The organism is Nocardioides psychrotolerans, assembly GCF_943371775.1.
In the GTDB taxonomy this organism is placed as follows: domain Bacteria; phylum Actinomycetota; class Actinomycetes; order Propionibacteriales; family Nocardioidaceae; genus Nocardioides; species Nocardioides psychrotolerans_A.
In genome coordinates, this window is the sequence record NZ_CALRWD010000027.1 from 1 (window position 1) to 26,678 (window position 26,678).

Genomic DNA, 26,678 nt, shown 5'->3' on the forward strand with positions numbered 1-26,678 from the left:
GAGGTCCCCCCGCGGGGACCTCGGCGCCCGCACACTTGAAGTCGAGTGAATTGCTACACGTAGGGAGTTCCACCGTGCGCTCAACCCGCCTGCTCGCCACCGTCCTCGTCACCGGGAGCCTCGTCCTCGCCGCGTGCGGGGGCGACGAGAAGAGTCCCGCGAGCGACACCCCTGAGGCGCAGGCCGGCGCGGCCGCCGAGGAGCCCCAGACCTGGCCCCTGACCGGCCTCGAGGTCGCCGACGGAAAGAACGCCGAGCAGAAGCACCCGGTGCTCGTGCTGAAGATGGACAACACGCCCTCCAGCGCTCCCCAGGTCGGGCTCGGTGAGGCCGACCTGGTCGTGGAGGAGCTCGTCGAGGGCGGGGTGACCCGCCTGGCGGCGTTCTACTACTCGCAGGTGCCCGGCGACGTCGGCCCCGTGCGGTCGATGCGCGCCAGCGACATCGGCATCGTCAGCCCGGTCGGGGCCGCCATGGTCACCAGCGGCGCTGCCCCGGTGACCATCAGCCGCATCAAGGACGCCGGCATCACGTTCTTCGCCGAGGGCGCCAAGGGGTTCTACCGCGAGAGCAGCCGGTCGGCGCCCTACAACCTCTTCACCAACCTCGCCGACACCGCCTCCCTCATCCAGCAGGGCGCCGAGCGACCCCAGGACTACCTCCCCTGGGGCGACCCGGAGGACCTGCCCGCGGGGCAGCCGGCCACCGAGATCTCCGCGAGCTTCTCCGGCGGCCACACGACGACCTGGTCGTTCCGCGACGGTGGCTACGTCAACGACAACTCCTTCGCCGCCGAGGGCGACCGCTTCCCGGCCGACACCGTGCTCGCGCTCCGGGTCGAGGTCGGCGACGCGGGCTACCGCGACCCGGCCGGCAACCCGGTGCCCGAGACGATCTTCGAGGGCAAGGGCGACGCGATGCTCTTCCACGACGGGCGCCTCGTGCGGGGCACCTGGTCCAAGAGCTCCTTGAAGGCCCCGATCGAGCTGTCGACGCAGGCCGGTCCGCTCACCGTGCCCGCCGGCCGGGTCTGGATCGAGCTGGTGCCGCGCGACGGCGGGGACGTCACGTTCACGCGGTGAGCGCTAGGACGTCGCCGCGTCACCCTCGGTGAAGGCGTTGGGCAAGGTGACGTCGTTCTCGACGAGCACCTGGAAGCCCGAGAGGATGAAGCCGATCGCGGTCTCCACGCGCACGGCGGCCGCGATCGGGTCGTCGGCGCTGGAGACGGCCTCGCCGGCCGACGACATCGCCCCGAAGAAGATCCGCGCGAAGGTCTGCTGCATCTCCTCGTCGAGCTCCCAGTCGCCTGCCGTCAGCACCGACTTGACGATCTCGAGCACGTTGGCGAACGTCGAGCGCTCCTCCTGCTCGCGGTAGCGCTCGTAGCCGAGCACCGCGGGTCCCTCCTGGATCACGATCCGCCGGTAGCGCGGCTCCTGGACCACCTCGAGGAACGCGCGCAGCCCTGCCAGGGCCTTCTCCCACGGGTCGGCCCGGTGGCCCTTGAGCGCCTTCTTGACCGCTTTCGAGGCGTCGCTCTCGACGCGCTCGAAGACGGCCTCGAACAGTGCCTGCTTGCCGCTGAAGTGGTGGTAGAGCGCGCCCTTGGTGACCTGCGCGCCCGCGACGATCTGGTCCAGCGACGCCGCGGCGTAGCCGTGATCGGTGAACAGCTGCTCGGCGACGTCGATCAGGGCGCGCTTGGTCGAGGCGGAGTAGGCGGCGCGCCTGCTGGCGCCCGGGACGCTGGGCACCTTGGGGACGAGCTTGGAGACCGAGGACTTGCTCATTGGACGAAGCATAGGTGTGACGGTCGGCACTGGTGGTCAGGATCACCCGCCGCGCGCTTGGAATACCGACGGTCGGCTCCATACTCTGGGTACGTACTCGCAGTATGTGAGTGCCGCAGACACACAGAAGAGGCCTGACCATGACCTGGACGACCTTTCACAACCGGGGCGAGCTCCTCCGCCTCGTCACCACGACCGTCGACGCGCGCCGCGACGGCATCCTCCCGATGGACCTCGAGGGTGTCGCCGACTCCTTCGGCGACGAGCTCACCCTGCTCGCCGCCCTCCAGCTGAAGTGGCACACCCGCCTGGCCGGCGCCATCGAGCGCGCACTCGCCGACCAGCCGATGGACCTCGACGACGCCATCGAGCGCGCCTGGGGCGAGACCGCCGACAGGCTGCCCGGCATCCGCCTGGTCCTTGACCACTACCGCGCCGAGCCCCTCGACGACGCCATGGCCACCGCCATGACGAAGGCGACCGGCAAGGAGCACGTGATGCTGGCCGTGATGGCCGGACGCTCCAGCGTCGGCGACCCCACCTCGGCCAGCGTCGGTGCCTGCCTCGAGGAGGCGGCCCGCCTGCGTCACCGCGGCGCGCCCGCCGTGGTCCTGCACCCCGCCCGCCCCAGCCTCCTCGAGCGGCTCAAGGCGGTCGTCGCGGCCTGACGGTCGACCACCCGGCGCAGCCGGGGCTGGTGCATGATGGCGAGGTGACCGACGTGCAGGCAGGGATGCTGCTCGTGGCCACGCCTGCCCTGCTGGACCCCAACTTCGCCTCGACGGTCGTCCTGATGCTCGACGTGGACGACAGCGGCGCCCTGGGCGTGGTGCTCAACCGCCCCTCGGGGCTGCCGGTGGCCGAGGTGCTCGAGCCGTGGCGCGACGTCGTGGCCGAGCCCGAGGTGCTCTTCCAGGGTGGCCCGGTCGGCACCGAGGGCGCCCTGGCCGTCGCGCTCCTGCGAGCCGCCATCGCCGCACCGGTGGGCTTCCGCGAGGTGACCGGACAGCTCGGCCTGGTCGACCTCGACACCCCGGTCGAGCTGCTCGAGGGCAGCGTGGCGGAGATGCGGATCTTCGCCGGATACGCCGGCTGGGGTGCCGACCAGCTCGCCGGCGAGATCGAGGAGGGCAGCTGGTACGTCGTGCCTGCGCGGGCCGACGACATCTTCCGCGATGACCCCAGCGACCTGTGGCGTGACGTCCTGCGCCGCCAGCCGGGCGACCTGGCGTGGCACTCGACGCGCCCGGCGGACCCCGACCTCAACTGACGTGATCTGCCTCGCGTGGCTTTACCGTCCTGAGCGTGCGGCCGCTCGTGACCATGTGACCCCCGTCATCCGGGCCCGCCTGGGGATTTGAGTCCGCTCCGGCGCCTCTGCCTCACTGGATCGATGCCCACCCGACATCGACTGGCCGCGATGGCCCTGACCGTGGCCGCAGCTTCTGCCGGAGCGCTGCAGGCGACGCCCTCCGACGCCGTGGCCCACGGTCCCGCGACGCCGCAGGTCGCGCCCCTCCTCGTGCGCGAGGGGGAGCGACTCGAGCCGCGGCCCTGGGTCGCGCCCGTGGCGGACTACCGCCTGACGGGCCGCTTCGGCGCCTCCGACCCGCTGTGGGCCTCGCGCCACACCGGGCTCGACTTCGCGGCGCCGGAGGGTGCCCCGATCCGCGCCGTCGCTCCCGGCGTCGTCACCTCCGTGTCGTACGACGGGGCTTACGGCTACAAGACCGTCCTCGCCCTGCGCGACGGCACGCAGCTGTGGTTCTGCCACCAGTCCGAGCAGCACGTCGCCGTCGGCGACCGGGTCGGTGCCGGTCAGGTGATCGGCCTGGTGGGGTCCACGGGCAACGTCACCGGCCCCCACCTGCACCTCGAGGTCCGTCCGGCCGGCGGTGCTCCCGTCGATCCCCAGCAGGCACTGGCCGCTCACGGTCGCCGGGTGTGAGTCGATCTGACCTGGGACCCGAAGTCGTCGTAGAGTTGGAGCCGTGACCACCATCGGCTTCTCGACCACCACGGACGCAGGCGTCGAGCAGGACCGTCGCACGGTCCCGACCGACGAGGGTGACCACGAGCGCTTCTCGCACTTCGTCGAGAAGGAGAAGCTCACCGAGGCGATGGTGATGGGCACCCCCGTCGTCGCGCTCTGCGGCAAGGTCTGGGTCCCCAGTCGCGCACCCGAGAAGTTCCCCGTGTGCCCCGACTGCAAGGACGTCTGGGAGAACCTCAAGGACGACAAGGAGTGACCGGCGGCGACCAGTCTGCCGCCGCCTCGCCTCCGCACGGTCCCGACACCGGCCTCGACGCCGGGCTCGCCCCCGGGCTCACGCCTGCCTGGCCGGACCGCGCGGCCTGGGGCACGGCACCCTCGCTGCGCGCGTGGCAGACCGCTGCGATGCGCGACTACCTCACCCGGATGCCACGCGACTACCTCGCGGTGGCCACGCCCGGCGCCGGCAAGACGACCTTCGCGCTGTCCCTGGCTGCGGAGCTGATCGGTCGCCGGATCGTCGACCGGGTCGTCGTGGTCGCCCCGACCGAGCACCTCAAGCTCCAGTGGGCGGAGGCGGCTGCCAAGGCGGGCATCCCCATCGACCCGACGTACTCCGCCGGCAAGGGCAAGATCTCCAGCGACTTCCTCGGCGTCGCGGTCACCTACGCCGGGGTCGCGGTCAACCCGCTCGCGATGCGCATCCGCACGGAGCGCTTCAAGACCCTGGTCATCCTCGACGAGGTGCACCACGCCGGTGACGCCCTGTCCTGGGGTGAGGGCGTGCGTGAGGCCTTCCAGCCCGCCGCCCGGCGCGTGGCGCTGACCGGCACGCCGTTCCGCTCCGACGTCAACCCGATCCCGTTCGTCACCTACGCACCGGGCGACGACGGCATCCCGCGATCGCTCGCCGACTACACCTACGGCTATGCCCAGGCCCTGGCCGACCACGTCGTGCGGCCGGTGCTCTTCCTCGCCTACTCCGGCGAGATGCAGTGGCGCACGCGCGCCGGCGACGAGATCGTCGCCCGGCTCGGCGAGCCGCTCACCAAGGACCTGACCTCCCAGGCGCTGCGCACGGCGCTCGACCCGGCCGGGTCCTGGATCCCCTCGGTGCTCGAGGCCGCCGACCGTCGCCTCTCGGAGGTGCGTCGCCACGTGCCCGACGCCGGCGGGCTGGTCATCTGCACCGACCAGGAGTCCGCGCGCGCCTATGCCAAGGTGCTGCGGCGCATCAGCGGCGAGGCGCCGGTCGTGGTGCTCTCCGACGAGAAGGCGGCGTCGAAGAAGATCTCGGAGTTCTCCACCAGCCAGGCACGGTGGATGGTCGCGGTGCGGATGGTCTCCGAGGGCGTCGACGTGCCCCGCCTGGCCGTCGGTGTCTACGCCACGACCACCTCGACGCCGCTGTTCTTCGCCCAGGCTGTCGGTCGGTTCGTCCGGGCGCGCTCCCGCGGCGAGAGCGCCTCGGTGTTCGTGCCGTCGGTCCCCGCCCTGCTCGGCTTCGCCTCCGAGATGGAGGTCGAGCGCGACCACGTCCTGGGCCGCAAGGTCAGCGACGAGGGCGACATCTTCGCCGCCGAGAAGGAGCTGATGGCGGCCGCCGAGGCCACCCAGAGCGAGGGCGACGACGAGGGCCTGCCCTTCGAGGCGCTCGGCTCCGAGGCGCGCTTCGACCGGGTCCTCTACGACGGCGGTGAGTTCGGCCACGCCGGCGAGGTCCACGTCGGGTCCGACGAGGAGATGGACTTCCTCGGCATCCCCGGCCTGCTCGAGCCGGGCCAGATGCGCGAGCTGCTCCAGCAGCGCCAGAGCGACCGCGCCAAGAAGCAGAAGAGCGCCACGCCGGAGCCCGACACCGTCGCCGAGGTCTCCACGCACGAGCAGCTCGCGGTGCTGCGCCGCGAGCTCAACGGGCTGGTCGCCGCCTGGCACCACCGCACCGGCAAGGCCCACGGGATCACCCACGCCGCGCTGCGCAAGGAGTGCGGCGGGCCGGCGGCGGCCGTGGCCAACGCCGAGCAGCTGCACCTGCGCATCGACCGCATCCGCGAGTGGGCCGCCCGCAAGTCCTCCTAGACTCGCGGGCATGCCCACCGAGACGTCGCAGACCCTCGACCGGGGCCTGCGCGTGCTCGAGGTGCTCGCGTCGTCACCCGGGGGTCTGACGATCACCGAGCTCTCGGGGCGGCTCGAGGTCAACCGCACGGTGGTCTACCGGCTCGTCACCACCCTCGAGCAGCACGCGTTCCTGCGCCGCGACGCCCGCGGGCGCCTGCACGTGGGCCTCGGTCTGCTGCACCTCGCCTCGGCCGTCCACCCGCTCGTGCGCGACGTCGCGGTGCCGGTGCTCCGCGAGCTCGCGGAGGGCGTCGGCTGCACGGCCCACCTCACGGTCACCGAGGGCGAGGAGGCGGTGGCCCTCGCGGTGGTCGAGCCCTCGTGGACGGACTTCCACGTGGGCTACCGCGTCGGGTCGCGACACCCCCTCAGCAGCGGTGCCGCCGGCAAGGCGATCCTGCTGGGACGCGAGGTCGACCCGGCGCCGTACGTCCTGACCTCGGGGGAGCTGCAGGCCGGAGCCCGGGGGCTCGCGGCCCCGGTGCTCGGGGTCGGCGGTCTCGAGGCGAGCGTCGGTGTCGTGACGTTGGGCGACCTGGATGCGACGGTGCTCGGGCCCCGGGTCGCCGCAGCGGCGGCGCAGATCGCCGAGCGGCTGCGCTGACCGGGGAGACCCGGCCGGGCGCGACCCGGCTCGAAGCCAGCTAGGCCCGAGCCAGCGGCAGCGTGCGGAACGGCACCTGCTCGGCCAGGGCGATCACCGTCGAGCAGCGCTCGACCCGCTCGTCGTCGAGCACCCGGTCGATGACCCGCTGGAGGTCGGCGTTGGAGCGGGCGACGACGCGCACCCACATGTCGCCCGAGCCGGTGATGGTGTGCGCCTCCAGCACCTCGGCGATCGCGGCGAGGTGACGCCCGACCGCGTCGTGCGCGCCCTCGTGGGTGATCGCGTCGCCGGCGTCCTGGCGGATCTCGAGGGTCAGGAACCCCGTGACGGGATAGCCGAGGGCCTCGGGGGACAGGTCCGGGCCCCAGCCGGTGATGACACCCGAGGAGCTGAGCTTGTCGAGGCGGGCCTGCACGGTGCCGCGGGCGACACCGAGCCGGCGCGAGGCCTCGAGGACCCCGACGCGGGGCTCCTCGGCGAAGAGGTCGATCACTCTGCGGTCGAGATCGTCCACCAGGACCTCCAGAACTGGACAGGTTGTGCAGAAATCCGTGCCAGTGTTGCACACACTGTCGTGCGTCGACACGCTGACGCCATGACGACGACGCAATCGACCGGCGGTGCCCTGACCGCCGACGAGCTCAAGGCCGACCTCACCCTCGAGCAGCTCAAGGAGCTCGTGGGCCTCGTGGAGTACGACGCCAGCGCCGACGTCTTCCCGGTGACCGCCATGGACGCGGTCTGCTTCGTCGTGGGCAACGCCACGCAGACCGCGACCTTCTACCAGCTCGCGCTGGGGATGGAGCTCGAGGCCTACCGCGGACCGGAGACCGGCACCCGCGACTCCAAGTCCTTCGTCCTGCGCTCGGGCAGCGCCCGCTTCGTCTTCACCGGGGGAGTGACGCCCGACAGTCCCGTCCTCGAGCACCACCGCCGCCACGGCGACGGTGTCGTCGACCTGGCCCTGGAGGTGCCCGACGTCGACCGCTGCATCGACCACGCCCGGTCCGTCGGTGCGACGATCCTCGAGGAGCCGCACGACGTGACCGACGAGCACGGCACGGTGCGCATCGCCGCCATCGCGACCTACGGCGAGACCCGGCACACGCTGGTCGACCGCAGCCGCTACACGGGGCCCTACCTGCCCGGCTACGTCGCGCGCGCGACGACCGTCACGCGGCGCGAGGGTCACCCCAAGCGGCTCTTCCAGGCCGTCGACCACTGCGTCGGCAACGTCGAGATCGGTCACATGGACGAGTGGGTGACGTTCTACAACAAGGTCATGGGCTTCACGAACATGGCGGAGTTCATCGGCGACGACATCGCCACCGACTACTCCGCGCTCATGTCCAAGGTCGTGGCCAGCGGCAACCACCGCGTGAAGTTCCCCCTCAACGAGCCGGCGGTCGCGAAGAAGAAGTCGCAGATCGACGAGTACCTCGAGTTCTACGCCGGTGCCGGCTGCCAGCACATCGCCCTGGCGACCAACGACATCCTGCGCTCGGTCGACATACTGCGCGACAACGGCATCGAGTTCCTCGAGACCCCCGACTCCTACTACGACGACCCCGAGCTGCGTGCGCGCATCGGCGAGGTCCGGGTGCCGATCGAGGAGCTCAAGAAGCGCAAGATCCTCGTCGACCGCGACGAGGACGGCTATCTCCTCCAGATCTTCACCAAGCCCATGGGCGACCGGCCCACGGTCTTCTTCGAGTTCATCGAGCGCCACGGCTCCCTCGGGTTCGGCAAGGGCAACTTCAAGGCGCTCTTCGAGGCGATCGAGCGCGAGCAGGACGCCCGCGGCAACCTCTAGGGACCCCGGTCTGGACCGCCGGACCAATCCGGTGAGCGCCTGGTGCCGAAGACCAGGCACATGCTCCCCACCGATTGGAACCCCATGCGCACCCACAAGCCCAGCCGCAAGACCATCGCCGGAATCGCGGGTCTCCTGCTCCTGGCCGCCCCCCTCGCCGCCTGTGGCGAGGACGAGGCCGGCAGTGGCAACGCGCCCACCCCCGTCGCCGAGATCGTCGACCTCAAGGGTGGCGAGACCACGGCCATTAAGCTCGACACCGGCTTCACCGACGCGCTCACCTCCCTCAAGCTCACCCCGGGCGTGCTCGGCAGCGCCAAGCTGACCGACGGCTCGCTGATCTTCCCGATCACCGGCGGCAACGTCTCGGTCTTCACGCCCGGCGAGGTCCCCAACTACGTCGTCGGCCAGATCCAGCACGAGTCCTCGGGCCTGTCGCTGAAGGCCGGCGGCACCACCGTCGAGCTGCGCAACTTCAACGTCGACCCGGGCGTCTCCCGCGTCTACGGCGACGTGGTCGTCAACGGCGACGTCGCGGCGACCTCGGCCTACCTGTTCCGCCTCAACGGCAGCACGCTGAAGGACCTGCAGACGGAGGGCGACACCGCCATCCTCGAGGGCACCAAGGTCTTCATCTCCGACGTGGCCGCGGGCCTGCTCAACGACACCTTCGGCACCGACGCGGTGACCGACCAGCTCCTGGTCGGCGTCGCCAAGATCACCGTCAAGGTCCCCAGCTGACCTGACCGCTCCCTCCGCGAACGACGCCGTCCTGCTCCTCCAGGGCGGCGTCGTTCCACGTCCGGACCTCCCCGGCCGCGCCGGGCCCTCAGGTCGGACGGCGTACGACGGCCGCCAGCAGGTCGGCACCCAGGTCGACGACCTGGTCCCGGTCGAGCGCCACGTCGCCGTCGAGCCAGGAGCCGACCAGCTCGGCATAGCCGGCCACGAAGACGATCGCGTGGTGGCCGGCCCTCGCGCCGCTCCACGCCTGGTCGCCGAACAGGCTGGAGGACTGGGTCGCCACGAAGTCGGCGAACCAGCCGACCAAGGCCTGCCGGCGAGCACGCAGGGCCGCGTTGGCGCTGGACTCCCGGGTGAGGAGGCGGCCCTTGGCGGGGTCCGTGGACAGCACGTCGACGACCGCGCCGAGCGCCGCGCGCACGCGGGCCTGGGGTGAGCCGTCGCTGGCCCGGACCGCGGCCAGCGCCGCGTCCGCGATCTCGGTGGACACCGCGTCCAGCGCGGCCGTGAGTGCCTCGTCGCGCCCCCGGAAGCTCTCGTAGAAGTAGCGCTCGGTCAGCCCGGCCTCCGCGCAGACGGCCGTCATCGTGGTGCGCGCCTCGCCCTGGGTGCCCAGCAGCGCGATGGTGGCGGCGACGAGCCGCTCGCGGCGCTCGGCGGCACGCTCGGCCTTGCTGCGCCCGCCGTAGGGCCGACCGGGCGGATCCTGCTGATCTGGCTGGACCACTTGACACTCCTTCTCGTCGGGGACAAAACTGACAGACGTCCCTGTCAGATGTCCAGCGAACCGAGGTGAGGTCGTGCTCCGACCATCGATCGCCCCGCATGTCCTGTCCCGCATCCCCCTGGTGGGGCACACCCTCGCCTACGTCTCCGACCCGCTCGGCTTCATGCGTCGTCAGCACGCGCTCGGGCCCGTCACGGAGCGACGGATGATGGGCCTGAGGTGGACGCTGCTGACCGGTCCCGATGCCTGCGAGGCCGCCCTGCGCAACGCCGACAAGGCCTTCGCCAACGGACCCGGCTGGGGCTTCCTGGTCGGCCCCTTCTTCGACCGGGGCCTGATGCTGCTCGACTTCGCCGAGCACCACCGCCACCGCCTGCTCCTCCAGCAGGCCTTCACCCGCCCCCGCATCGAGGGGTACGTCGAGCAGCTGGCGCCGGCGATCGGCCGCGGCCTGGACGCGTGGGAAGCGAAGGGCGCAGCGGACAACCGGGAGCCGTTCCTGGCCTACCCGGCGCTGAAGGAGCTCACCCTCGACCTCGCCACCCAGATCTTCATGGGGGGCGCCGACCTGGCCGACGACGCCGAGCTCGACGCGCTCAACGACGCGTTCATCGCCTGCGTCCAGGCAGGCGGTGCGCTGGTCCGGCTGGACCTCCCGGGCAACCGCTGGCGCCGGGCCCACCGGGGTCGCCGGCTGCTCGAGGACTTCCTGCGTCGCCACCTGCCCGCCAAGCGGGCGACCGAGGGCGGCGACCTCTTCTCGGTGCTGTGCCACCTGCGCACCGACGACGGCGACACGTTCAGCGACGACGACGTCGTCAACCACATGATCTTCCTGCTGATGGCCGCCCACGACACCTCGACGATCACGGTCACCACGGCCCTGCAGCACCTCGGCCAGCACCCCGAGTGGCAGCAGCGCTGCCGCGAGGAGTCGTTGGCGCTCCCCGAGCACCCGACCTTCGCCGAGCTGGAGTCGCTGACCTCGCTCGACCTGGTGATCAAGGAGAGCCTGCGCCTGGTGCCGCCGGTGCCGGCGCTGGCACGGCGCACCGTCAAGGACACCGAGGTGCTCGGTGTCGCGATCCCGCAGGGCCGGCTGACCGCGGTGATGGTGCACCTCTCGCACCACCTGCCCGAGCTCTGGACCGACCCCGACCGTTTCGACCCCGAGCGGTTCGCCGAGCACCGGCGCGAGGACAAGTCGCACCGCTACGCCTGGGAGCCGTTCGGCGGCGGGGTGCACAAGTGCCTCGGCATGGCCTTCGCCGGCGCGGAGGTGTCGCTGATCCTGCACCAGCTGCTGCGCCGCTTCGAGTGGCGCATCGACCCCGACTACCGCGCCCCTCTCGACTACCACTCGCTGCCGTTCCCCGCGGACGGTCTCCCCATCGAGCTGCACCCCTACCACGCAAGGACCTCCGCATGAAGCGCACGCCCGTCGACCTCTCCGCCCTCACCCTCGTCGTGACCGGCGGCGCCCGCGGCATCGGTCAGGCCACCGTCGACCGCTTCGCCCGCCAAGGGGCCACGGTGGTCATCGGCGACCTCGACCTCGCCCTGGCCCAGCAGGTCGCCGACACCTACGACGACCGGGTCACCGCGGCCCGGCTGGACGTGACGGACCCGGCGTCGTGGCAGGAGTTCCTCGCCGAGACCGCCGAGGCCGGGCCGATCGACGTGCTGGTCAACAACGCCGGGATCATGCCGCTCGGCTCGGTGCTCAAGGAGCCCGACGCGGTGACCCGCCGCATCGTCGACATCAACCTGCACGGGGTCATCAACGGCACCAAGGCGGTCGTGCCGGGCATGATCGAGCGCGGCAGCGGTCACGTGGTCAACGTCGCGTCTGCCGTCGGGCGGCTGGCGCTGGCCGACGGGGCGACGTACTCCGCCTCGAAGTTCGCCGCCGTGGGCTTCAGCGAGGCCACGCGCGCCGAGCTGCGTCCGCACGGGATCGACGTGACCGTGGTGCTGCCGACCGTCGTGCTCACCGAGCTCTCCGCCGGTGTCCCGGCCACGCGCGGGGTCCGTCCCGTCACCGCTGACGACGTCGCCAAGGTCATCGAGCAGGCCGTGCGCAAGCCCAAGCCCGAGCTCTGGGTGCCGCGCTGGTCCCAGGGCCTGACCAAGGTCAGCCAGCTGCTCCCGCGCGGTGCCCAGGAGGCCATCGCCCATGCGTTCAAGGCCGACTCCGCGCTGGCCGAGGCCGACCAGGGTGCCCGCGCGGCCTACGAGGCACGGGTGCGCGGCTCGGCCTGACGCCGGTCGATCAGGACACGTCGAGCGCCGAGAGGGGCACGCCGAGCTCCGTGGCCGGCCCCTCGAGGGAGTGCCAGACGAAGGCGCTGAGGTAGCCGCTGATCGCGGCGCGGGGCATCGTCCGCTTCTCCAGCCACCACTCACCGGTGGCGAGACCGAGTCCGACGATGCCCTGCGCCCACGGCTCGGCGCCCCCGGGATCGACCCCCAGGCCGCGCATCGTCTCGGAGAGGAAGCGGCTCAGCGTCGCCGCGATGCGCGCCTTGCCGTCGGCGAGAGGATCGCCCGCAGCACCGTCGCCGCTGGCTCGGTGGCGCACCAGCAGGAAGAACACCTGGGGGTGCTCCTCGATGACGCGCAGGTAGGCGTCGACGGCCGCCTCGATGCGGGTGCGCACGGGGGCGTCGACGAGGAGCGCGGGCACGACACCGGCCAGGACCTCGTCGGCACCCCACTGGCCCACCGCGGCGTGCAGCTCGTCCTTGTCGGCGAAGTAGCGGTAGAGCACCGGCTTGCTCACCCCGGCCGCGCCGGCGATGTCGGTCATGTTGACCTCGGGACCCTGCTCGTCGATGGCGCGCACGGCGGCCGCGATCAGCTCGGTGCGGCGCTCCTCGCGGTGGGCGTCCCAGCGGGAGGAGCGGCCGTCGGTCTCCGTCGACATGGTGTGAGCGTAGACGCCGAGGTGATGGCGAGACGCTGGCATCATCGGGCCCATGGCGACCTACGTGGCTTTCCTCCGGGCGATCAACCTCGGCGCGAAGCGGAAGTTCCCCCAGGACGCCATCGCCGCGGCGACCGAGGCGGCCGGCTTCACCGGCGTCGCGACGCACATCAACACCGGCAACGTGCGCGTCGAGACCCCGATGCGCTCACGGACGCGGATCGAGGCGGCGCTCGAGCAGTCCTACCTCGCCGACCGCGGCTTCGAGGTGCCCACGATCGTCCTCACCCCGGCCGAGCTCCGGGCGGTCGTCGAGGAGGCGGCGAGGCTGGCTCCCGACCACGCCGGTCGCCACTACGTCTCCCTGCTCAAGGACGAGCCGGAAGCCTCGGTCGCCGCCGCCCTCGAGGCGCGCTCCACCCCGGACGAGCGCGTCCACGTCGCGGGCCGCGGCGTGCACCTCGTGCTGGGGGAGAGCTATCACGAGGCCACGCTGAGCAACGCCGTCGTCGAGAAGCACCTCGGCGTGGCCACCAACCGCAACCTCACGGTCCTGCGGGCGCTGGTGCAGAAGTGGTGCTGATGCCGCTCGCCCTCGGCAGGGTGCGCACCGAGCGCGAGGCCAGCGTCAGCAGGGCGATGCCGACGTAGGCGATGCCGCCCACCAGGATCACCCGCTGGATGCCGAACGCCGCGCCGAGCGGCCCGAAGAGCAGCTGGCCGACGGGGATGGCGACGAACGAGCCGAGCGCGTCGTAGGAGTAGGCGCGCGAGAGCATCTCGTCGGGCACGTTCTCCTGCATCGCGAGGTTCCAGCCCAGGTTGAAGACCTCGACCCCGGCGCCGGCCAGCAGGGCCACCGCCATCACCGCCAGGGTCTGGGGATAGAGGCCGAGCATCAGCATCGGCGCGCCGAGCAGGCCGACGCCGAGCATGCCCCAGAGCAGCGGGCGCTCCAGACGCACCCGGATCATCACGAAGGTCATCAGCAGCAGGCCGATCGCCTCCGCGGACAGGATCAGGCCCCAGCCTCGCTCGCCGATGTCGCTCTGTTTCGCGAGCACCGGTCCCAGCGTCGTGATGGCGCCCGAGTGGATCGCGTTGAGGACAGCGAAGGAGGCGACGACGACCCAGAGCCAGGTCGTGCCACGGAAGACCGTCCAGCCCTCGCGCAGCTCCGCGAGCATGCCCGGCGTCTCGGTCCCACGCTCGCGACGTGGGATGTGCACGGGAAGGAGCAGCAGGGCGGCGCCGAGGTAGGACACGCCGTCGACCACGAGCGCCCAGCCCGGACCGACGGTCACGACCAGGATGCCCGCGACCGACGGGCCGATGACCGTCAGCGCGCCACGCATCATCGACATCAGCACGTTGGCCTGCTGGAGCTGCTCGCGCGGCACCAGCTGCGGCATCACGCTGGCGAGCGCGGGGAAGCTGAGCGCCGACGCCGTCCCGATGAGGGCGGCGAGCACCACCAGCTGCCAGATTCGGGCGTGACCGCTGAGCACGAGCACGGCGATGGCGAGCTGGCTGAGGCCGGCCACCACGTTGGAGGCCTGGATGACCAGCGTCCGGCCGAAGCGGTCGGCGACGACGCCGCCGGCCAGCAGGAAGACCACCATCGGGATGCTGATCGCCGCCAGGACCGTGCCGAGCGCGCTGGGGGAGTCGCTGACCTCGAGCACCGCGAACGCCAGTGCGACGCTCGCCATCGTGCCGCCGGCCATGTTGACGAGCCGGGAGGCGGCGTACCACCGGAAGTTGCGCTCGCGCAGCGGCGCGAGCGCGTCGCTCCTGATCACGACGGCGTCCCGGTCGGGCCGAGCGCCGCGGATCCGCTCCTCACTCGCCCGTGAAGACGGGCCGCCGGCGCTCGCCGAAGGCACGCATGCCCTCGGCGACGTCGGTGGTCCGCAGCAGCAGGCTCTGCCCGGTGCGCTCGCGCTCCAGGGCGTCCTCGAGCTGGTGGAGGGTCGCCGCGTTGATCGCCCGCTTGGTGGCCGCGAAGGCGAGCGGCGGCCCGGCCGCGAGCCGGCCGACGACCTTGTCCACCGTCGTGGCGAAGTCGGCGTCCGAGACGACGTGGGTGACCAGGCCGGCGTCGTACGCCTCCTGCGCGGTGAGCGGCTCCGCGAGCAGGCCCATGCGCATCGCCCGCGCCCGCCCGATCGACGCGGCGACGGTCGCCGACGCCCCGCCGTCGGGCATCAGCCCGATCCGGGCGAAGGCCAGCAGGAAGCTGGCGGACTCGGCGGCCACGATGATGTCCGCCGCCAGCGCGGCCGAGCAGCCGACGCCGGCCGCGATGCCGTTGACAGCAGCGACGACCGGCTTGTCGAGCGCCACGATCGCCCGGATGATCCGGTTGGCCGCGTCGAGCGCGCGCACGTCGAAGTTCTCGTGGGCGTCGGCGCCGGAGATGTCGGCACCGGTGCTGAAGGCTGCGCCGGTCCCGGTGAGGACCACGACGCGGACCTCGTCGCGCGCGACCGCCTCCTCGGTGAGCCGGGCGATGTCGACGGCCATCTGCGGACTGAGCGCGTTGAACACCTCGGGCCGGTTGAGGGTGAGCCACAGGGCGCCACCCTCGAGCCGTACGTCGAGCTCCGGGTCGGTCATGCGGGCAGGCTACCGGCGTGCCCGGGGAGAGTCGTGGGACGCGCGTGGCGATGTGCCACCATGGAGCCGTGTCCGCTCCTAGTCCTGTCGAGGTCGAGCCAGACACCGAGAAGGACCTCGTCCCCGACGAGGTCACGGTCCTGGCCACACCCTGGGTGACCATCGTCTGGAACGACCCGGTCAACCTGATGTCCTACGTCACCTACGTCTTCCAGACCCACTTCGGCTACGCCAAGAAGAAGGCCGAGAAGCTGATGATGGAGGTGCACGAGGACGGCCGCTCCGTGGTCAGCACCGGGTCGCGCGAGGAGATGGAGCGCGACGTGCAGGCCATGCACGAGTACGGCCTGTGGGCGACGCTCCAGAAGGCGGACTGAGCGGCTTGAGCGGCTTCGCACGACACCGGCGCAGCAAGCGCATCATCGCCAACTTCACCGGCTTCGAGGCCGACCTGCTGCGGTCCCTGGCCTCCCAGCTGGTCGAGCTGCTGCGCAACGAGGCGGCCGTCCCGCGCGAGGACCAGGACCCCTTCGAGGCGATGATGGACTTCTCCGGGCCGACGACCGAGCCGGAGGACCCGGTCCTCGCCCGGTTGTTCCCCACCGCCTACCCCCAGGACGACGAGGCGGCGTCGGAGTTCCGTCGCTTCACCGAGGGCGGTCTGCGTGACGGCAAGGCCGCCGCCGCCATCACGATCATCGACACCCTCGAGGAGGCCGGGCTGCCCGAGCAGCTCACCGAGGACGGGCTGATGATCGACGTCGAGCTCGACGAGCCCACGGCCGTGACCTGGATGCGCTCCTTCACCGACCTGCGGCTCGCGCTGGCGACGCGCCTCGAGATCGAGGACGGCGACGAGGCCTTCTGGGCGTCCCTGCCCGACGAGGACCCCCGCTCCCAGGCCCACGACATCTACGAGTGGGTCGGCTACCTCCAGGAGACGATCGTCGGGGCCCTCAGCCGCTGAGCGATCGCCGGATGATTGACTCGGCGCCATGCGCTCCCCACGACTGCTGCTCACCGCACTGGCCCTGACCGCGGCCCTCACCGCGTGCAGCGGTGACGACTCCTCCGAGAGCGACGCCCCCGCCGGCGACGCCGCCTCGCAGGCGACCGACGCCCCCGCGGAGGAGGAGACGCAGGTGCCGGGGGAGGAGCGCGGCTGCCGGGCCACGGTGTCCGTGACGGGCACGGTCGAGGCGTCGTGGGAGGGCAAGGCGACGGTGCGGGGCGAGGAGGCCGGGCCGAGTGCGGTCTACCTGACGGCCGACGGCAAGCAGACGGTCACGGCGTACGCCAAGGGCGAGGACTTCCCGCCGTCGGTCAACTTCTACGACGGCACGCAGGTCTTCGCGACCCAGCCGGGCAACGCGACCGGTCTGGACATCCGCCCCAACGGCAAGGTCGCCGAGATCGACGCGGAGGCGTTCAACGTCCAGGGCGAGACCGTCCAGGTCGTCGCCTCCTTCGACTGCGCGACGAAGAAGAAGGGCTGAGACCGCCCGGGGCCGCTGCGGGCCGACGCCCTAGGCTGGAGCCGTGCTGACCATCGACCAGGCGACCCACGACGGCATCGTCGCGCACGCCAAGCGCGACCACCCCGACGAGGCCTGCGGCATCGTCGCCGGCCCCGAGGGCAGCGACCGTCCGGAGCGGCTGGTCGAGATGGTCAACGCGGCGGGCAGCCCCACGTTCTACGAGTTCGACTCCACCGACCTGCTCCAGCTCTACAAGCAGATGGATGCGAACGACGAGGAACCCGTCGTGATCTACCACTCCCACACGGCCACCGAGGCCTACCCGAGTCGCACCGACATCGGCCTCGCGCAGGAGCCCAACGCGCACTACGTGCTGGTCAGCACACGTGAGCACGGGAATAACGAGGGCCCTGTGGAGTTCAGGTCCTACAGAATCATCGACGGCGTGGTGACCGAGGAAGAGGTCACCGTCGTCGCCCAGCTGAGCACCGACTGAGCATCGACCTAGGAGTTCTACACATGGCCATCGAGGTCCGGATCCCGACCATCCTGCGCACCTACACCGGCGGCGAGAAGGCCGTCAGTGGCGACGGCGCGAGCCTGAGCGCCCTGATCGACGACCTCGAGGCCAGCCACCCCGGCATCAAGGAGCGCCTCATCCAGGACGGCGACCTGCGCCGCTTCGTCAACGTCTACATCAACGACGAGGACGTCCGCTTCATGGGTGGGCTCGAGGCCACGCTCAGCGACGGTGACCAGGTCGTCGTCCTCCCCGCGGTCGCCGGGGGCTGACCGCCATGTCGGGCCGGCGCACGTTCGTCCTCGTCGACGGCGAGAACATCGACGCCACGCTCGGCAACTCCCTCCTCGGGCGCCGACCGCTGCCCGAGGAGCGCCCGCGCTGGGAGCGGGTCACCCAGTACGCCGAGGCGATCTGGGGGCAGCCCGTCGTCGGGCTGTTCTTCCTCAACGCCTCCAACGGCCAGCTGCCCAGCAGCTTCATCCAGGCCCTGCTGGCCATGGACTACCGCCCGATCCCGCTCGCCGGGCGCAGCGACGAGAAGGTCGTCGACGTCGGCATCCAGCGCACGCTCGACGCGCTGATCGGCCACGACGACGACGTGATGCTGGTCAGCCACGACGCCGACTTCGCGCCCCACATGGAGCGGCTGCTCGGGACCGAGCGCCGCATCGGCATCGTCGGTCTGCACGAATACGTCAGCATCCAGTTCAGCGACCTGGACATCAAGATCCACGACCTCGAGGACGACGTCCGCGCGTTCAACGTCCCGCTGCCGCGCGTGCGCATCATCGACCTGGACGACTTCGACCCCGAGCGCTACCTGCGCTGAGCCGGCTCCGGCTGGCCCCTCCCGACCGAATGGCATCCTGATAACCATGCGCTACGACAACCTGCTGGCCTCGGTCGGCAACACGCCGCTCATCGGCCTCCCACGGCTGTCGCCGAGCCCCGACGTGCGGCTGTGGGCCAAGCTCGAGGACCGCAACCCGACCGGCTCGATCAAGGACCGCCCCGCGCTGAAGATGATCGAGGAGGCGGAGAAGGACGGCACGCTGCGCCCCGGGTGCACCATCCTCGAGCCGACCTCCGGCAACACCGGTATCTCGCTGGCCATGGCCGCCAAGCTCAAGGGCTACCGGATCGTCTGCGTCATGCCGGAGAACACCTCCGAGGAGCGTCGCCAGCTGCTGCGCATGTGGGGCGCCGAGATCATCTCCTCGCCCGCCGCCGGAGGCTCCAACGAGGCCGTGCGGGTCGCCAAGCAGGTCGCCTCCGAGCACCCCGACTGGGTGATGCTCTACCAGTACGGCAACGCCGCCAACGCGCTCTCCCACGAGCAGGGCACCGGCCCCGAGCTCCTCGCCGACCTTCCCGGCATCACCCACTTCGTCGCCGGTCTCGGCACCACCGGCACGCTCATGGGCGTCAGCCGCTACTTCCGCACGGCCAAGCCCGAGGTCAAGATCGTCGCCGCCGAGCCCCGCTACGGTGAGCTCGTCTACGGCCTGCGCAACCTCGACGAGGGCTTCGTCCCCGAGCTCTACGACGCCTCGCTGATCGACTCGCGCTTCTCCGTCGGCCCGCGCGACGCCGTCCGCCGCGTGCGTGAGCTCCTCGAGCTCGAGGGCATCTTCGCCGGCATCTCCACCGGCGCCATCCTGCACGCGGCGCTGGGCCAGGCCGCCAAGGCCGTCAAGGCCGGCGAGTCCGCCGACATCGCCTTCATCGTCTGCGACGGCGGCTGGAAGTACCTCTCCACCGGCGCCTACGAAGGCACCATCGACGAGGCCGAGGACCGCCTCGAGGGCCAGCTCTGGGCTTAGTCCCGTTCGCCTGGGGTCTCGACGCCTCGTCGCTGGCGCTCCTCGGGCTCGACCAGCGAGGAGCCGGGCTATCGTGACGCGGTGCTGACTCGCGGTCTCGTCCTCGCCCTGTGCGCCGTGCTCTCGTTCGCCGCGCCGGCGAGGGCGGAGGGTGAGCCCGTGAGCACGTCGGCGCCCCAGGTGACCGGCCAGGCGACCGTGGGGGAGCCGCTGAAGGCCGGGCGAGGTGGGTGGGACCCCGCCGAGGTCGAGGTGACGTTCCAGTGGCTGCGGGACGGTCGCGCGATCGCCGGCGCCACGTCGCGGACCTACCGCGTCGACCCGGCGGACCTGCGCCACCGGCTCTCGGTGGCCGCGACCGCCACCGACGCCCAGGGGGCGAGCGCGACCGCGGCCTCCGACGAGACGGCAGTGGTCGGACGCGGGACGTTGCGGGTGAAGCGAGCCCCCGCGGTGGTGGGGACGAGCCGCTTCGGTCGCACCGTGCGCGCCGATCCCGGCCGGTGGTCGAGCGCGCCGCGACGGACGACGTACCAGTGGTTCCGCGGCCTTCGGCCGATCGACGGCGCCACGGGCCGGCGCTACACCTTCGTCCCCGACGACGTCGGGCGGCACGTGCGCGTCCGGGTCAGTGTCAAGGCCCCCGGCTACCACCCCGCCACGGCGACCTCTCCGCGCGCCGACCGGGTCGGGCACCGCGTGGACCTGCGACGCACCGTGACCTACCACGTCGAGACGCGCGGTCGGATCACCACGAGCCTGCGCGACTTCAGGCGCCTCGCGCAGCAGACGTACGACGATCCCCGCGGCTGGCGCGGCAAGGGCGTGCGGTTCGTCCGGGTCGAGCGCCGCGGCTCGTTCACCCTCGTCCTGGCCGAGGCATCCACGGTGCCGGGCTTCTCCTCGGGCTGCAGCAGCACGTACAGCTGCCGGGTGGGTCGCTACGTGATCATCAACCAGACCCGGTGGAACAGGGCGACGCCGCCGTGGAACGCGGCCGGCGGGTCGCTGCGCGACTACCGCCACATGGTCCTCAACCACGAGACCGGGCACTGGCTCGGCAAGGATCACGCCGGGTGTCCGGGGCGGGGCAGGCCCGCGCCGGTGATGATGCAGCAGAGCAAGGGCCTCGACGGCTGCCGCTTCAATCCGTGGCCGACGGTGCGGGAGCTGGGCTGACGCGCTCCGGAGCCGTGCGCTCAGTCGGTGGTGACGTCCAGCCGTTGCCGCACGTCGAAGCGGCTGCCCGACACCGGGCCCAGCCCGAGGAGGTCCAGCGAGAGGTTGGCGAGGTCGCCGTTGCGGATCGGCTGGGGTCCGGTGAGACCGGGCCTCGAGCTGCCCGGGTCGGTGTAGGTCGCGTTCATCGCGTAGAGGTCTCCGTGGTCGACCCCGGGCCCCCAGACCACGAAGGGCACGCGGTAGTTGGCCAGCTTCGTCGGGTCCGAGTGGCTCTCCCCCGACCCGCCGTGGTCGGCGGTCAGGACGACGACCACGTCGCTGAGGTCGGGGTGGTTGTCGATGGCGGCCAGCATCTTCCCGACCAGGGCGTCGGCGGTCTCCACGGCGCGCAGGTAGGCGGGCGACATGAAGCCCGAGGCGTGACCGGTCTGGTCCGCGATGCCCAGGTGGAGGAAGGTGAACGCCCGGTCGCGCTGCACGAGGTCGGCCCGCGCGGCCTTGACGAGGGCGGCGTCCTGCTCCTCCTTGATCAGGCTGCGGTCGAGACCCACGGGCCACGACCGGTCGAAGAGGCTGAACTTGGTCTTGGTCGAGAAGAGCGCGGTCGTGCCACCGGCCTCGTGGACGACGGTGAACACCGAGGACACCGGGTGTCCCGCGGCCGCCTGGACGGTGGTGCCGGGGCGGTCGTCGTTCCACGTCACGCCGTGACCGCCCTTGCTCGCGGTGATGCGTCGTCCGGTGACCATGCCGGTGTGGTTGGGCAGCGTGAGCGTCATCTCCAGCTCGCTGCGGGCGTTGAGGGTGCCGGCGCCCTCGTCGAGCAGGCGCCACAGGTGGGGGACGGAGTCACGGCCCAGCTTGGTCAGGGCCCGGGGGTTGAGGGCGTCGATCGAGATCGCGAGCACCTGCGCGGGGAAGGCGCGTGCCGCGGCTGTCGTGACAGGCGCGGGTGCCGTCGTCGGTGTCTCGGCTGCTGGCATCGACCCGCAGCCCGTGGCCGCGAGGAGCGGCGCCAGGCACAGGGCGGCGGTGCGAGCACGCATCGTGAGGGTCCGGGACATGCTCCGACCCTACCGATAGGCTTGCTCGTCGTGCCGCCTCTCCGCGATGTCGACCTCGATGCCCCGATCGGCATCTTCGACTCGGGCTTCGGCGGCCTGACGGTCGCCCGCTCGGTCATCGACCAGCTGCCGCACGAGTCGATCCGCTACGTCGGCGACACCGCCCGCCAGCCCTACGGCCCCAAGCCGATCGGCGAGGTCCGTGAATATGCCCTCGAGTGCCTCGACCACCTGGTGGAGGAGGGCGTCAAGGCGCTGGTCATCGCCTGCAACTCCGCCAGCGCGGCGATGCTCCGCGACGCCCGCGAGAGGTACGACGTCCCGGTGGTCGAGGTCATCTATCCCGCCACCCGCCGCGCGGTGGCGGCCACCCGCTCGGGCCGCATCGGCGTCATCTGCACCGCGGCGACCGCCGAGTCGATGGCCTACGACGACGCGTTCGCCGCCGCCCCGCAGGTCGAGCTGACGACCCAGGCGTGCCCGCGCTTCGTCGACTTCGTCGAGGCCGGGGTGACCGGCGGTGACGAGCTGCTCGCGGTCGCCCACGACTACCTCGACCCGCTCAGCCGAGCGGGCGTCGACACCCTGATCCTCGGCTGCACGCACTACCCGCTCCTGACCGGTGTCATCTCCTACGTGATGGGAGACGACGTCACGCTGGTGAGCAGTGCCGAGGAATGCGCCAAGGACGTCTACAAGATGCTCGTGCGCTCCGAGCTGATGCGCCCGACCGGCGAGCCCACCTACACCTTCGTGACGACCGGGTCGCCCGACGAGTTCGAGACCATCGGTCGCCGCTTCCTGGGTCCCGAGATGGTGAGTGCCAGCCAGTTCGCCGGAGGACTGGCATGAGGCTGACGGTCGTCGGCTGCTCCGGGTCCTACCCCGGCCCCGACTCCGCGGCCAGCTGCTACCTGCTCGAGGCCGATCACGACGGTCGGACCTGGCGGCTCCTGCTCGAGCTCGGCAACGGGGCGCTGGGCCAGCTCCACCGCTATGTCGATCCGCTCACCGTCGACGCGGTGCTGGTCAGCCACCTGCACGCCGACCACTGCCTGGACCTCTGCGGCTACTACGTGATGCGCAAGTACCACCCCACCGGCGCCCAGCCGCGGATCCAGGTCTGGGGACCGTCGGGCACGGCCGACCGCCTGGCGCTCGCCTACGGCCTGCCGCTGGACCCGGGGATGCACGAGGAGTTCGACTTCCGGGTCTACGACGGTCCCTTCCGGGTGGGTCCCTTCGCGATCACCCCGGTGCCGGTCGACCACCCCGTCGACGCCTTCGGGCTGCGGGTGGAGGCCGACGGTCGCGCGATCGGCTACAGCGGCGACACCGGCCCCTGCGCGGGCCTCGACACCGTGGCGACCGACGCCGACCTGCTGCTGGCCGAGGCGTCGTTCCGCTCGCAGGACACCAACCCGCCGCACCTGCACCTCACCGGCACCGACTGCGGTGAGGCCGCCACCCGAGCCGGTGCGCGCCGGCTGGTGCTCACCCACGTCCCGCCGTGGTTCGACACGCAGACCGCCGTCGACGAGGCCCGCGCGGTCTACGACGGCCCGCTCGATCTGGCCGTCGCCGGGGCGGTCTACGAGCTCTGAGGGCCGGGGCGCGGCTCGTCGAGCGCTCCCGCGTCGTGCACGCAGATCGCGATCTGCACCCGGTTGGTCACGCCGAGCTTCTCGAAGAGCCGTGACACGTGGGCCTTGACGGTCGGCACCGAGAGGAAGAGCGCCCGCGCTATCTCGGCGTTGCTGAGCCCCCCTCCGACGGCCAATGCCACCTCGCGCTCGCGGTCGGTGAGCAGTGCCAGCCGGTCGCGGGCCTCGCTGGCGCGGTCGTCGCCGGACTCGGCGCGGACCCGGTTGATGAGCGTGCGCGTCGCCGAGGCGGACAGCATCGGCTCGCCGCCCGCGACCCGGCGGATCGCCTCGAGGATCTGGGCCGGCGGGGTGTCCTTGAGCAGGAAGCCGTCGGCCCCGGCGGCGACGGCCCCGAGCACGTGGTCGTCGGCGTCGAAGGTCGTCAGCACGATGATCCGCGGCGGGTCCGGCTCCTCGTGCAGGAGTTGGGTTGCCTCGAGGCCGTTGAGCCGGGGCATCCGGATGTCCATCAGCACCACGTCGGGCGCCAGGCGACGGGCCAGGTCGATCCCGTCGCGTCCGTCGCCTGCCTCCCCGACGACCTCCACGTCGTCCTGCCCGCCGAGCATCAGGGTGAGCGCCGAGCGGACCAGCGGGTCGTCGTCGACGATCAGGACGCGCACGGTCGAGGTCGTCATGCCGCCCACGGTATCCACGCCTGGACCACGAACGTCGACCCGTCGCGCCGGTGGTGCAGGCGTCCGCCCCGCAGCTGGGTCCGCTCCGTGAGCCCGACCAGGCCGAGGCCGGCGCCGGGAGTGCCGCTCGAGCGGAAGCCGAGCGGGTTGCGCAGGAGCACGTCGATGCCGTCGTCGGGGGAGCCCGCGACCTCGATCGTGAGCAGGGCGCCCGGGGCGTGCTTGCGGGCGTTGGTCATGCCCTCCTGGATGATCCGGTAGACCGTGCGTCCGACCACCTCGGGCACGGGCCCGTGGTCGAGTGCCTGCAGGTCGTCGTGGAACTCGACGTTGAGGCCCGCCGACCGGGCCTCGTCCAGCAGCGCCGGGAGGTCGGCGTACGTCGGCTGCGGGGTGTCGAGCAGCTCGCCGCTCTCGTCGCGCAGCACTCCCAGCACGCCGCGCAGGTCGGTGAGGGCCTCGTGCGCCTTGGCCTGGATGACGCTCGCACTGGTGCGGACCTCCTCGGCGGTCAGGTCCTCGCGGAAGCTCAGCGCACCGGCATGCAGCGAGATCTGGGAGATCCGGTGCGCCAGCACGTCGTGCATCTCCCGGGCGATGCGGGCCCGCTCGTTGCCGCGGGCCTGGGTGATCCGCAGGTCCTGCTCGGCCTCGGCGCGCTCCGCCCGGTTGCGCAGCGTCCACAGCAGCTCGCGGCGCGAGCCGATGAACATGCCCCAGCCCATGGAGGCGGCGATGGCGAGCACGGCCGAGAAGAACTCGATCCACGCGGGCTCGGACGTCGGGTTGGGTTGGGTCTCGGTGTAGAGGGTCGAGGCGCCCAGGGCGAGCACGGCGACGAGCAGCACGTGCGGGAGCCGACGCCGGGTCGCGAGCGACACCGAGGTCAGCGTCGCCGGGCCGGCCGCGACCCCGGACACCGCCCCCATCAGGTTGGTGACCACCGCGATCGCCAGGGGCCAGCGCCGACGGAAGAACATGAGGACGTAGGCGGCCACGCCCACGACGAGGTCGACCCAGAACAGCACCGGCACGTCCGAGGCCTGGTGGTCGGCGTAGCCGGACCAGACGAGGGCACTGATGCCCAGGCACAGCAGGACCCGCCACGCCTGGCCCCACCGGCTCAGCGTCGGCTGGTAGGTCTCGGGGGAGGGGTGGTCCACGTGAGCAGGTTAGGACCACCGGCGGAGCACGTGCAGGCTGCCGGGGTCCCGGCGTACCCCCTACTTAGGTCTGCTCGACCCCCTCCGCGTGGCCGATGGGAACCGACCGCGACGTGGGGCAGGCTGGAGCCATGATCCACGTCGAAGGACTCACCAGGACGTACGGCGGTTTCACCGCCGTCGACGACATCAGCTTCGTGGCCCAACCCGGCCGCGTCACCGGCTTCCTCGGCCCCAACGGGGCCGGCAAGACCACGACCATGCGCATCATGGTCGGGCTCACCCCGCCGTCGCGGGGCCGGGTCACGATCGGTGGTCACCTCTACCACGACATCCCCAACCCCGGTCGTCACGTCGGCGTGCTGCTCGACGCCTCGGCCCAGCACGCCGGTCGCAGCGGTCGCGAGATCCTCACCATCGGTGCCCGCACCATGGGGCTGCCCGACTCGCGCGTCGACGAGATGCTCGCGCTGGTCTCGCTGAGCCCCGACGAGTCCAAGCGCCGGCTGCGCAACTACTCGCTCGGCATGAAGCAGCGCCTCGGCATCGCCCACGCGCTGCTCGGGGACCCGTCGGTGCTCATCCTCGACGAGCCGGCCAACGGCCTCGACCCGGCCGGCATCCGCTGGATGCGCGGCCTGCTCAAGGGCTACGCCGACCGCGGCGGCACGGTGCTCCTCTCGAGCCACCTGCTCCACGAGGTCGAGATGATCGCCGACGAGATGATCCTCATCGGGCGCGGCAAGATCGTGGCCCAGGGCGACAAGAAGACGCTGCTCGAGCGCGGCGGTGCACCCTCCAGCCTGGTCACCTCGCTCGACAACACCTCGCTCGCCACCGCCCTGCAGGGCAAGGGCTTCAGCGTCACCGCCGCGGGCGAGGGGCTGAAGGTCGAGGCGCCCGCCGTCGAGATCGGCCGCACTGCCCTCGAGGCCGGGATCGTGCTGACCGACCTGCGCTTCGGAGGCGCCGGGCTCGAGGACCTCTTCCTCGAGCTGACCTCCGACACCCAACGTGAAGGCCACATCGAAGGAGCCTCGGCATGAGCATGACCCTGGACGTCTCCGGGACCGCGCAGATCCCCTTCACCCGCCTCGTCTCCGTCGAGCTGCGCAAGACCGCCGACACCCGCGCCGGTCGCTGGCTGCTCGGCGCGATCGTCGGCATCACCGCGCTGTTCATGATCATCTTCTTCCTGGTCGCCGACGCGGACGAGCGGATCTTCGGCAACTTCATCGGCATCGCCTCGACGCCCCAGGGCTTCCTGCTCCCGGTGCTCGGGATCCTGCTGGTGACCAGCGAGTGGAGCCAGCGCACCGCGATGGTCACCTTCGCCCTGGCGCCCTCGCGCACCAAGGTGATCGCGGCCAAGACCGTCGCTGCCCTGATCCTCGGCCTGGCCGCCTTCGTCGCGGCGATCGTGATCGCCGCGCTCGCGACGGTCCTGGGTGGTGCCAGCGAGGGCTTCGAGGGACTCTCGGCGAAGATCTTCCTGCTCTTCCTCGCGCTCCAGCTGCTCACGGTCCTCCAAGGGCTGGCCTACGGCCTGATCCTGCTCAACACCCCGGCCGCCATCGTGACGTTCTTCGTGCTGCCCATCGCCTCGTCGATCGTCTTCGCGCTGGTGCCGTTCCTCCGCGACGTCGCTCCGTGGTTCGACCTCGGGACGGCGCAGCAGCCGCTCTTCAACTCCTTCGGGGGCGACCAGGGGCTGACCGGCGAGGAGTACGCCCAGCTCCTCACCACGTCCCTGATCTGGATCGTGGTGCCGTTCATGGCGGGGTGGGCGCGTGTGATGCGCGCCGAGGTGAAGTAGGT

At 71.6% G+C, this 26,678-nt stretch carries 33 protein-coding genes; 24 read left to right on the forward strand and 9 right to left on the reverse strand.

The features are described 5' to 3' along the window. Positions 1 to 74 precede the first annotated feature (74 nt). Entirely contained in the window at positions 75 to 1,082 is a 1,008-nt protein-coding gene (locus AAG827_RS09790) for a DUF3048 domain-containing protein (protein WP_341925750.1), read from the forward strand. A 3-nt stretch (positions 1,083 to 1,085) separates the two neighbouring features. On the opposite strand, the gene AAG827_RS09795 is transcribed toward AAG827_RS09790, so the two are convergent. After that, entirely contained in the window at positions 1,086 to 1,793 is a 708-nt protein-coding gene (locus AAG827_RS09795) for a TetR/AcrR family transcriptional regulator (protein ID WP_341925751.1), read from the reverse strand. A gap of 140 nt (positions 1,794 to 1,933) precedes the next feature. Between AAG827_RS09795 and AAG827_RS09800 the strand changes: the two genes are divergently transcribed. The 6 genes from AAG827_RS09800 to AAG827_RS09825 all read left to right on the forward strand — a co-directional run bounded on the left by AAG827_RS09800 (position 1,934) and on the right by AAG827_RS09825 (position 6,511). Then, positions 1,934 to 2,461, forward strand: a complete 528-nt coding sequence (locus tag AAG827_RS09800) for a hypothetical protein (protein ID WP_341925752.1) — start codon at positions 1,934 to 1,936, stop codon at positions 2,459 to 2,461. A gap of 44 nt (positions 2,462 to 2,505) precedes the next feature. Further along, positions 2,506 to 3,063, forward strand: coding sequence for a YqgE/AlgH family protein (locus tag AAG827_RS09805; RefSeq protein ID WP_341925753.1), 558 nt, complete (start codon positions 2,506 to 2,508; stop codon positions 3,061 to 3,063). Between the two features lie 123 nt (positions 3,064 to 3,186). Continuing rightward, on the forward strand, positions 3,187 to 3,741 hold the full coding sequence (locus AAG827_RS09810) for a M23 family metallopeptidase (protein WP_341925754.1): 555 nt from the start codon (positions 3,187 to 3,189) through the stop codon (positions 3,739 to 3,741). Positions 3,742 to 3,793: 52 nt separating this feature from the next. Continuing rightward, the gene (locus AAG827_RS09815; protein ID WP_309649939.1) at positions 3,794 to 4,042 is read left to right on the forward strand and encodes a DUF3039 domain-containing protein; all 249 of its coding nucleotides are present in this window, start codon (positions 3,794 to 3,796) and stop codon (positions 4,040 to 4,042) included. 125 nt (positions 4,043 to 4,167) lie between these two features. Further along, positions 4,168 to 5,865: a DEAD/DEAH box helicase gene (locus AAG827_RS09820; protein WP_341925806.1), complete on the forward strand. Its 1,698-nt coding sequence runs from the start codon at positions 4,168 to 4,170 to the stop codon at positions 5,863 to 5,865. Between the two features lie 10 nt (positions 5,866 to 5,875). Then, the gene (locus AAG827_RS09825; RefSeq protein ID WP_341925755.1) at positions 5,876 to 6,511 is read left to right on the forward strand and encodes a helix-turn-helix domain-containing protein; all 636 of its coding nucleotides are present in this window, start codon (positions 5,876 to 5,878) and stop codon (positions 6,509 to 6,511) included. Between the two features lie 40 nt (positions 6,512 to 6,551). Here the strand turns inward: AAG827_RS09825 and AAG827_RS09830 are convergent, their stop codons facing one another. Further along, positions 6,552 to 7,028 carry an Lrp/AsnC family transcriptional regulator gene (locus tag AAG827_RS09830; protein WP_341925756.1) on the reverse strand — a complete coding sequence of 159 codons (477 nt, stop codon included), beginning with the start codon at positions 7,026 to 7,028 and terminating at the stop codon, positions 6,552 to 6,554. Positions 7,029 to 7,109: 81 nt separating this feature from the next. On the opposite strand from AAG827_RS09830, the gene hppD reads away from it, so the two are divergent. Next, complete coding sequence (gene hppD, locus AAG827_RS09835) at positions 7,110 to 8,327, forward strand: 4-hydroxyphenylpyruvate dioxygenase (RefSeq protein WP_341925758.1); 1,218 nt, start codon at positions 7,110 to 7,112, stop codon at positions 8,325 to 8,327. Positions 8,328 to 8,387: 60 nt separating this feature from the next. Further along, complete coding sequence (locus AAG827_RS09840) at positions 8,388 to 9,068, forward strand: hypothetical protein (RefSeq protein WP_341925759.1); 681 nt, start codon at positions 8,388 to 8,390, stop codon at positions 9,066 to 9,068. An 88-nt stretch (positions 9,069 to 9,156) separates the two neighbouring features. On the opposite strand, the gene AAG827_RS09845 is transcribed toward AAG827_RS09840, so the two are convergent. Further along, entirely contained in the window at positions 9,157 to 9,798 is a 642-nt protein-coding gene (locus AAG827_RS09845) for a TetR/AcrR family transcriptional regulator (RefSeq protein ID WP_341925760.1), read from the reverse strand. 73 nt (positions 9,799 to 9,871) lie between these two features. Here AAG827_RS09845 and AAG827_RS09850 point away from each other — a divergent pair, with 73 nt between their 5' ends. Next, positions 9,872 to 11,227 carry a cytochrome P450 gene (locus AAG827_RS09850; protein WP_341925761.1) on the forward strand — a complete coding sequence of 452 codons (1,356 nt, stop codon included), beginning with the start codon at positions 9,872 to 9,874 and terminating at the stop codon, positions 11,225 to 11,227. After that, positions 11,224 to 12,060 carry an SDR family oxidoreductase gene (locus tag AAG827_RS09855; protein WP_341925762.1) on the forward strand — a complete coding sequence of 279 codons (837 nt, stop codon included), beginning with the start codon at positions 11,224 to 11,226 and terminating at the stop codon, positions 12,058 to 12,060. The genes AAG827_RS09850 and AAG827_RS09855 overlap by 4 nt, the downstream gene beginning before the upstream one ends. A gap of 10 nt (positions 12,061 to 12,070) precedes the next feature. Here AAG827_RS09855 and AAG827_RS09860 read toward each other — a convergent pair whose 3' ends face one another. Then, on the reverse strand, positions 12,071 to 12,724 hold the full coding sequence (locus AAG827_RS09860) for a TetR/AcrR family transcriptional regulator (protein ID WP_341925764.1): 654 nt from the start codon (positions 12,722 to 12,724) through the stop codon (positions 12,071 to 12,073). 52 nt (positions 12,725 to 12,776) lie between these two features. On the opposite strand from AAG827_RS09860, the gene AAG827_RS09865 reads away from it, so the two are divergent. Then, on the forward strand, positions 12,777 to 13,307 hold the full coding sequence (locus tag AAG827_RS09865) for a DUF1697 domain-containing protein (protein WP_341925765.1): 531 nt from the start codon (positions 12,777 to 12,779) through the stop codon (positions 13,305 to 13,307). Here AAG827_RS09865 and AAG827_RS09870 read toward each other — a convergent pair. Beyond that, entirely contained in the window at positions 13,270 to 14,526 is a 1,257-nt protein-coding gene (locus AAG827_RS09870) for an MFS transporter (protein WP_341925766.1), read from the reverse strand. The genes AAG827_RS09865 and AAG827_RS09870 overlap by 38 nt on opposite strands. Positions 14,527 to 14,566: 40 nt before the next feature. Then, entirely contained in the window at positions 14,567 to 15,343 is a 777-nt protein-coding gene (locus tag AAG827_RS09875) for an enoyl-CoA hydratase (protein ID WP_341925768.1), read from the reverse strand. 68 nt (positions 15,344 to 15,411) lie between these two features. Between AAG827_RS09875 and clpS the strand changes: the two genes are divergently transcribed. The 8 genes from clpS to AAG827_RS09915 all read left to right on the forward strand — a co-directional run bounded on the left by clpS (position 15,412) and on the right by AAG827_RS09915 (position 20,346). Continuing rightward, on the forward strand, positions 15,412 to 15,720 hold the full coding sequence (gene clpS, locus AAG827_RS09880) for an ATP-dependent Clp protease adapter ClpS (protein ID WP_309649932.1): 309 nt from the start codon (positions 15,412 to 15,414) through the stop codon (positions 15,718 to 15,720). A gap of 5 nt (positions 15,721 to 15,725) precedes the next feature. Beyond that, a complete protein-coding gene (locus AAG827_RS09885; RefSeq protein WP_341925769.1) occupies positions 15,726 to 16,310 on the forward strand; it encodes a DUF2017 domain-containing protein in 585 nt (194 codons plus the stop codon). Between the two features lie 28 nt (positions 16,311 to 16,338). Then, positions 16,339 to 16,839: a hypothetical protein gene (locus AAG827_RS09890; RefSeq protein WP_341925770.1), complete on the forward strand. Its 501-nt coding sequence runs from the start codon at positions 16,339 to 16,341 to the stop codon at positions 16,837 to 16,839. Positions 16,840 to 16,882: 43 nt separating this feature from the next. Then, on the forward strand, positions 16,883 to 17,317 hold the full coding sequence (locus tag AAG827_RS09895; RefSeq protein ID WP_341925772.1) for a M67 family metallopeptidase: 435 nt from the start codon (positions 16,883 to 16,885) through the stop codon (positions 17,315 to 17,317). A 23-nt stretch (positions 17,318 to 17,340) separates the two neighbouring features. Then, entirely contained in the window at positions 17,341 to 17,613 is a 273-nt protein-coding gene (locus tag AAG827_RS09900) for a MoaD/ThiS family protein (RefSeq protein ID WP_341925773.1), read from the forward strand. A gap of 5 nt (positions 17,614 to 17,618) precedes the next feature. Continuing rightward, positions 17,619 to 18,173 carry an NYN domain-containing protein gene (locus AAG827_RS09905; RefSeq protein WP_309649937.1) on the forward strand — a complete coding sequence of 185 codons (555 nt, stop codon included), beginning with the start codon at positions 17,619 to 17,621 and terminating at the stop codon, positions 18,171 to 18,173. Positions 18,174 to 18,219: 46 nt separating this feature from the next. Beyond that, positions 18,220 to 19,167: a cysteine synthase gene (locus AAG827_RS09910; protein WP_341925775.1), complete on the forward strand. Its 948-nt coding sequence runs from the start codon at positions 18,220 to 18,222 to the stop codon at positions 19,165 to 19,167. 81 nt (positions 19,168 to 19,248) lie between these two features. Beyond that, entirely contained in the window at positions 19,249 to 20,346 is a 1,098-nt protein-coding gene (locus AAG827_RS09915) for a DUF3152 domain-containing protein (RefSeq protein ID WP_341925776.1), read from the forward strand. 20 nt (positions 20,347 to 20,366) lie between these two features. Here AAG827_RS09915 and AAG827_RS09920 read toward each other — a convergent pair whose 3' ends face one another. Beyond that, complete coding sequence (locus AAG827_RS09920; protein ID WP_341925777.1) at positions 20,367 to 21,413, reverse strand: alkaline phosphatase family protein; 1,047 nt, start codon at positions 21,411 to 21,413, stop codon at positions 20,367 to 20,369. A gap of 30 nt (positions 21,414 to 21,443) precedes the next feature. On the opposite strand from AAG827_RS09920, the gene murI reads away from it, so the two are divergent. Both murI and AAG827_RS09930 read left to right on the forward strand, forming a co-directional pair. Beyond that, entirely contained in the window at positions 21,444 to 22,265 is an 822-nt protein-coding gene (gene murI, locus AAG827_RS09925) for a glutamate racemase (protein ID WP_341925778.1), read from the forward strand. After that, positions 22,262 to 23,017, forward strand: coding sequence for an MBL fold metallo-hydrolase (locus tag AAG827_RS09930; protein ID WP_341925779.1), 756 nt, complete (start codon positions 22,262 to 22,264; stop codon positions 23,015 to 23,017). Before murI ends, AAG827_RS09930 begins: the two co-directional genes overlap by 4 nt. Here the strand turns inward: AAG827_RS09930 and AAG827_RS09935 are convergent. Beyond that, positions 23,005 to 23,697 (reverse strand): response regulator transcription factor, encoded by a 693-nt coding sequence (locus tag AAG827_RS09935; protein ID WP_341925780.1) that lies wholly within the window; start codon positions 23,695 to 23,697, stop codon positions 23,005 to 23,007. The genes AAG827_RS09930 and AAG827_RS09935 overlap by 13 nt on opposite strands. Further along, a complete protein-coding gene (locus AAG827_RS09940; protein ID WP_341925781.1) occupies positions 23,694 to 24,860 on the reverse strand; it encodes a histidine kinase in 1,167 nt (388 codons plus the stop codon). Before AAG827_RS09940 ends, AAG827_RS09935 begins: the two co-directional genes overlap by 4 nt. Positions 24,861 to 24,991: 131 nt before the next feature. On the opposite strand from AAG827_RS09940, the gene AAG827_RS09945 reads away from it, so the two are divergent. Beyond that, positions 24,992 to 25,906, forward strand: coding sequence for an ATP-binding cassette domain-containing protein (locus tag AAG827_RS09945; protein WP_341925782.1), 915 nt, complete (start codon positions 24,992 to 24,994; stop codon positions 25,904 to 25,906). Continuing rightward, complete coding sequence (locus tag AAG827_RS09950) at positions 25,903 to 26,676, forward strand: ABC transporter permease (RefSeq protein WP_341925784.1); 774 nt, start codon at positions 25,903 to 25,905, stop codon at positions 26,674 to 26,676. The genes AAG827_RS09945 and AAG827_RS09950 overlap by 4 nt, the downstream gene beginning before the upstream one ends. Positions 26,677 to 26,678 lie beyond the last annotated feature (2 nt).

Coding starts and splice junctions, on each gene's coding strand:
- AAG827_RS09905 (WP_309649937.1), top strand. CDS start 17,619: ATGTCGGGCCGGCGCACGTTCGTCCTCGTCGACGGCGAGAACATCGAC.
- AAG827_RS09865 (WP_341925765.1), top strand. CDS start 12,777: ATGGCGACCTACGTGGCTTTCCTCCGGGCGATCAACCTCGGCGCGAAG.
- hppD (WP_341925758.1), top strand. CDS start 7,110: ATGACGACGACGCAATCGACCGGCGGTGCCCTGACCGCCGACGAGCTC.
- AAG827_RS09840 (WP_341925759.1), top strand. CDS start 8,388: ATGCTCCCCACCGATTGGAACCCCATGCGCACCCACAAGCCCAGCCGC.
- AAG827_RS09800 (WP_341925752.1), top strand. CDS start 1,934: ATGACCTGGACGACCTTTCACAACCGGGGCGAGCTCCTCCGCCTCGTC.
- AAG827_RS09920 (WP_341925777.1), bottom strand. CDS start 21,413: ATGTCCCGGACCCTCACGATGCGTGCTCGCACCGCCGCCCTGTGCCTG.
- AAG827_RS09875 (WP_341925768.1), bottom strand. CDS start 15,343: ATGACCGACCCGGAGCTCGACGTACGGCTCGAGGGTGGCGCCCTGTGG.
- AAG827_RS09855 (WP_341925762.1), top strand. CDS start 11,224: ATGAAGCGCACGCCCGTCGACCTCTCCGCCCTCACCCTCGTCGTGACC.
- AAG827_RS09795 (WP_341925751.1), bottom strand. CDS start 1,793: ATGAGCAAGTCCTCGGTCTCCAAGCTCGTCCCCAAGGTGCCCAGCGTC.
- AAG827_RS09900 (WP_341925773.1), top strand. CDS start 17,341: ATGGCCATCGAGGTCCGGATCCCGACCATCCTGCGCACCTACACCGGC.
- AAG827_RS09810 (WP_341925754.1), top strand. CDS start 3,187: ATGCCCACCCGACATCGACTGGCCGCGATGGCCCTGACCGTGGCCGCA.
- AAG827_RS09890 (WP_341925770.1), top strand. CDS start 16,339: ATGCGCTCCCCACGACTGCTGCTCACCGCACTGGCCCTGACCGCGGCC.
- AAG827_RS09945 (WP_341925782.1), top strand. CDS start 24,992: ATGATCCACGTCGAAGGACTCACCAGGACGTACGGCGGTTTCACCGCC.
- AAG827_RS09930 (WP_341925779.1), top strand. CDS start 22,262: ATGAGGCTGACGGTCGTCGGCTGCTCCGGGTCCTACCCCGGCCCCGAC.
- AAG827_RS09950 (WP_341925784.1), top strand. CDS start 25,903: ATGAGCATGACCCTGGACGTCTCCGGGACCGCGCAGATCCCCTTCACC.
- AAG827_RS09860 (WP_341925764.1), bottom strand. CDS start 12,724: ATGTCGACGGAGACCGACGGCCGCTCCTCCCGCTGGGACGCCCACCGC.
- AAG827_RS09910 (WP_341925775.1), top strand. CDS start 18,220: ATGCGCTACGACAACCTGCTGGCCTCGGTCGGCAACACGCCGCTCATC.
- AAG827_RS09935 (WP_341925780.1), bottom strand. CDS start 23,697: ATGACGACCTCGACCGTGCGCGTCCTGATCGTCGACGACGACCCGCTG.
- AAG827_RS09825 (WP_341925755.1), top strand. CDS start 5,876: ATGCCCACCGAGACGTCGCAGACCCTCGACCGGGGCCTGCGCGTGCTC.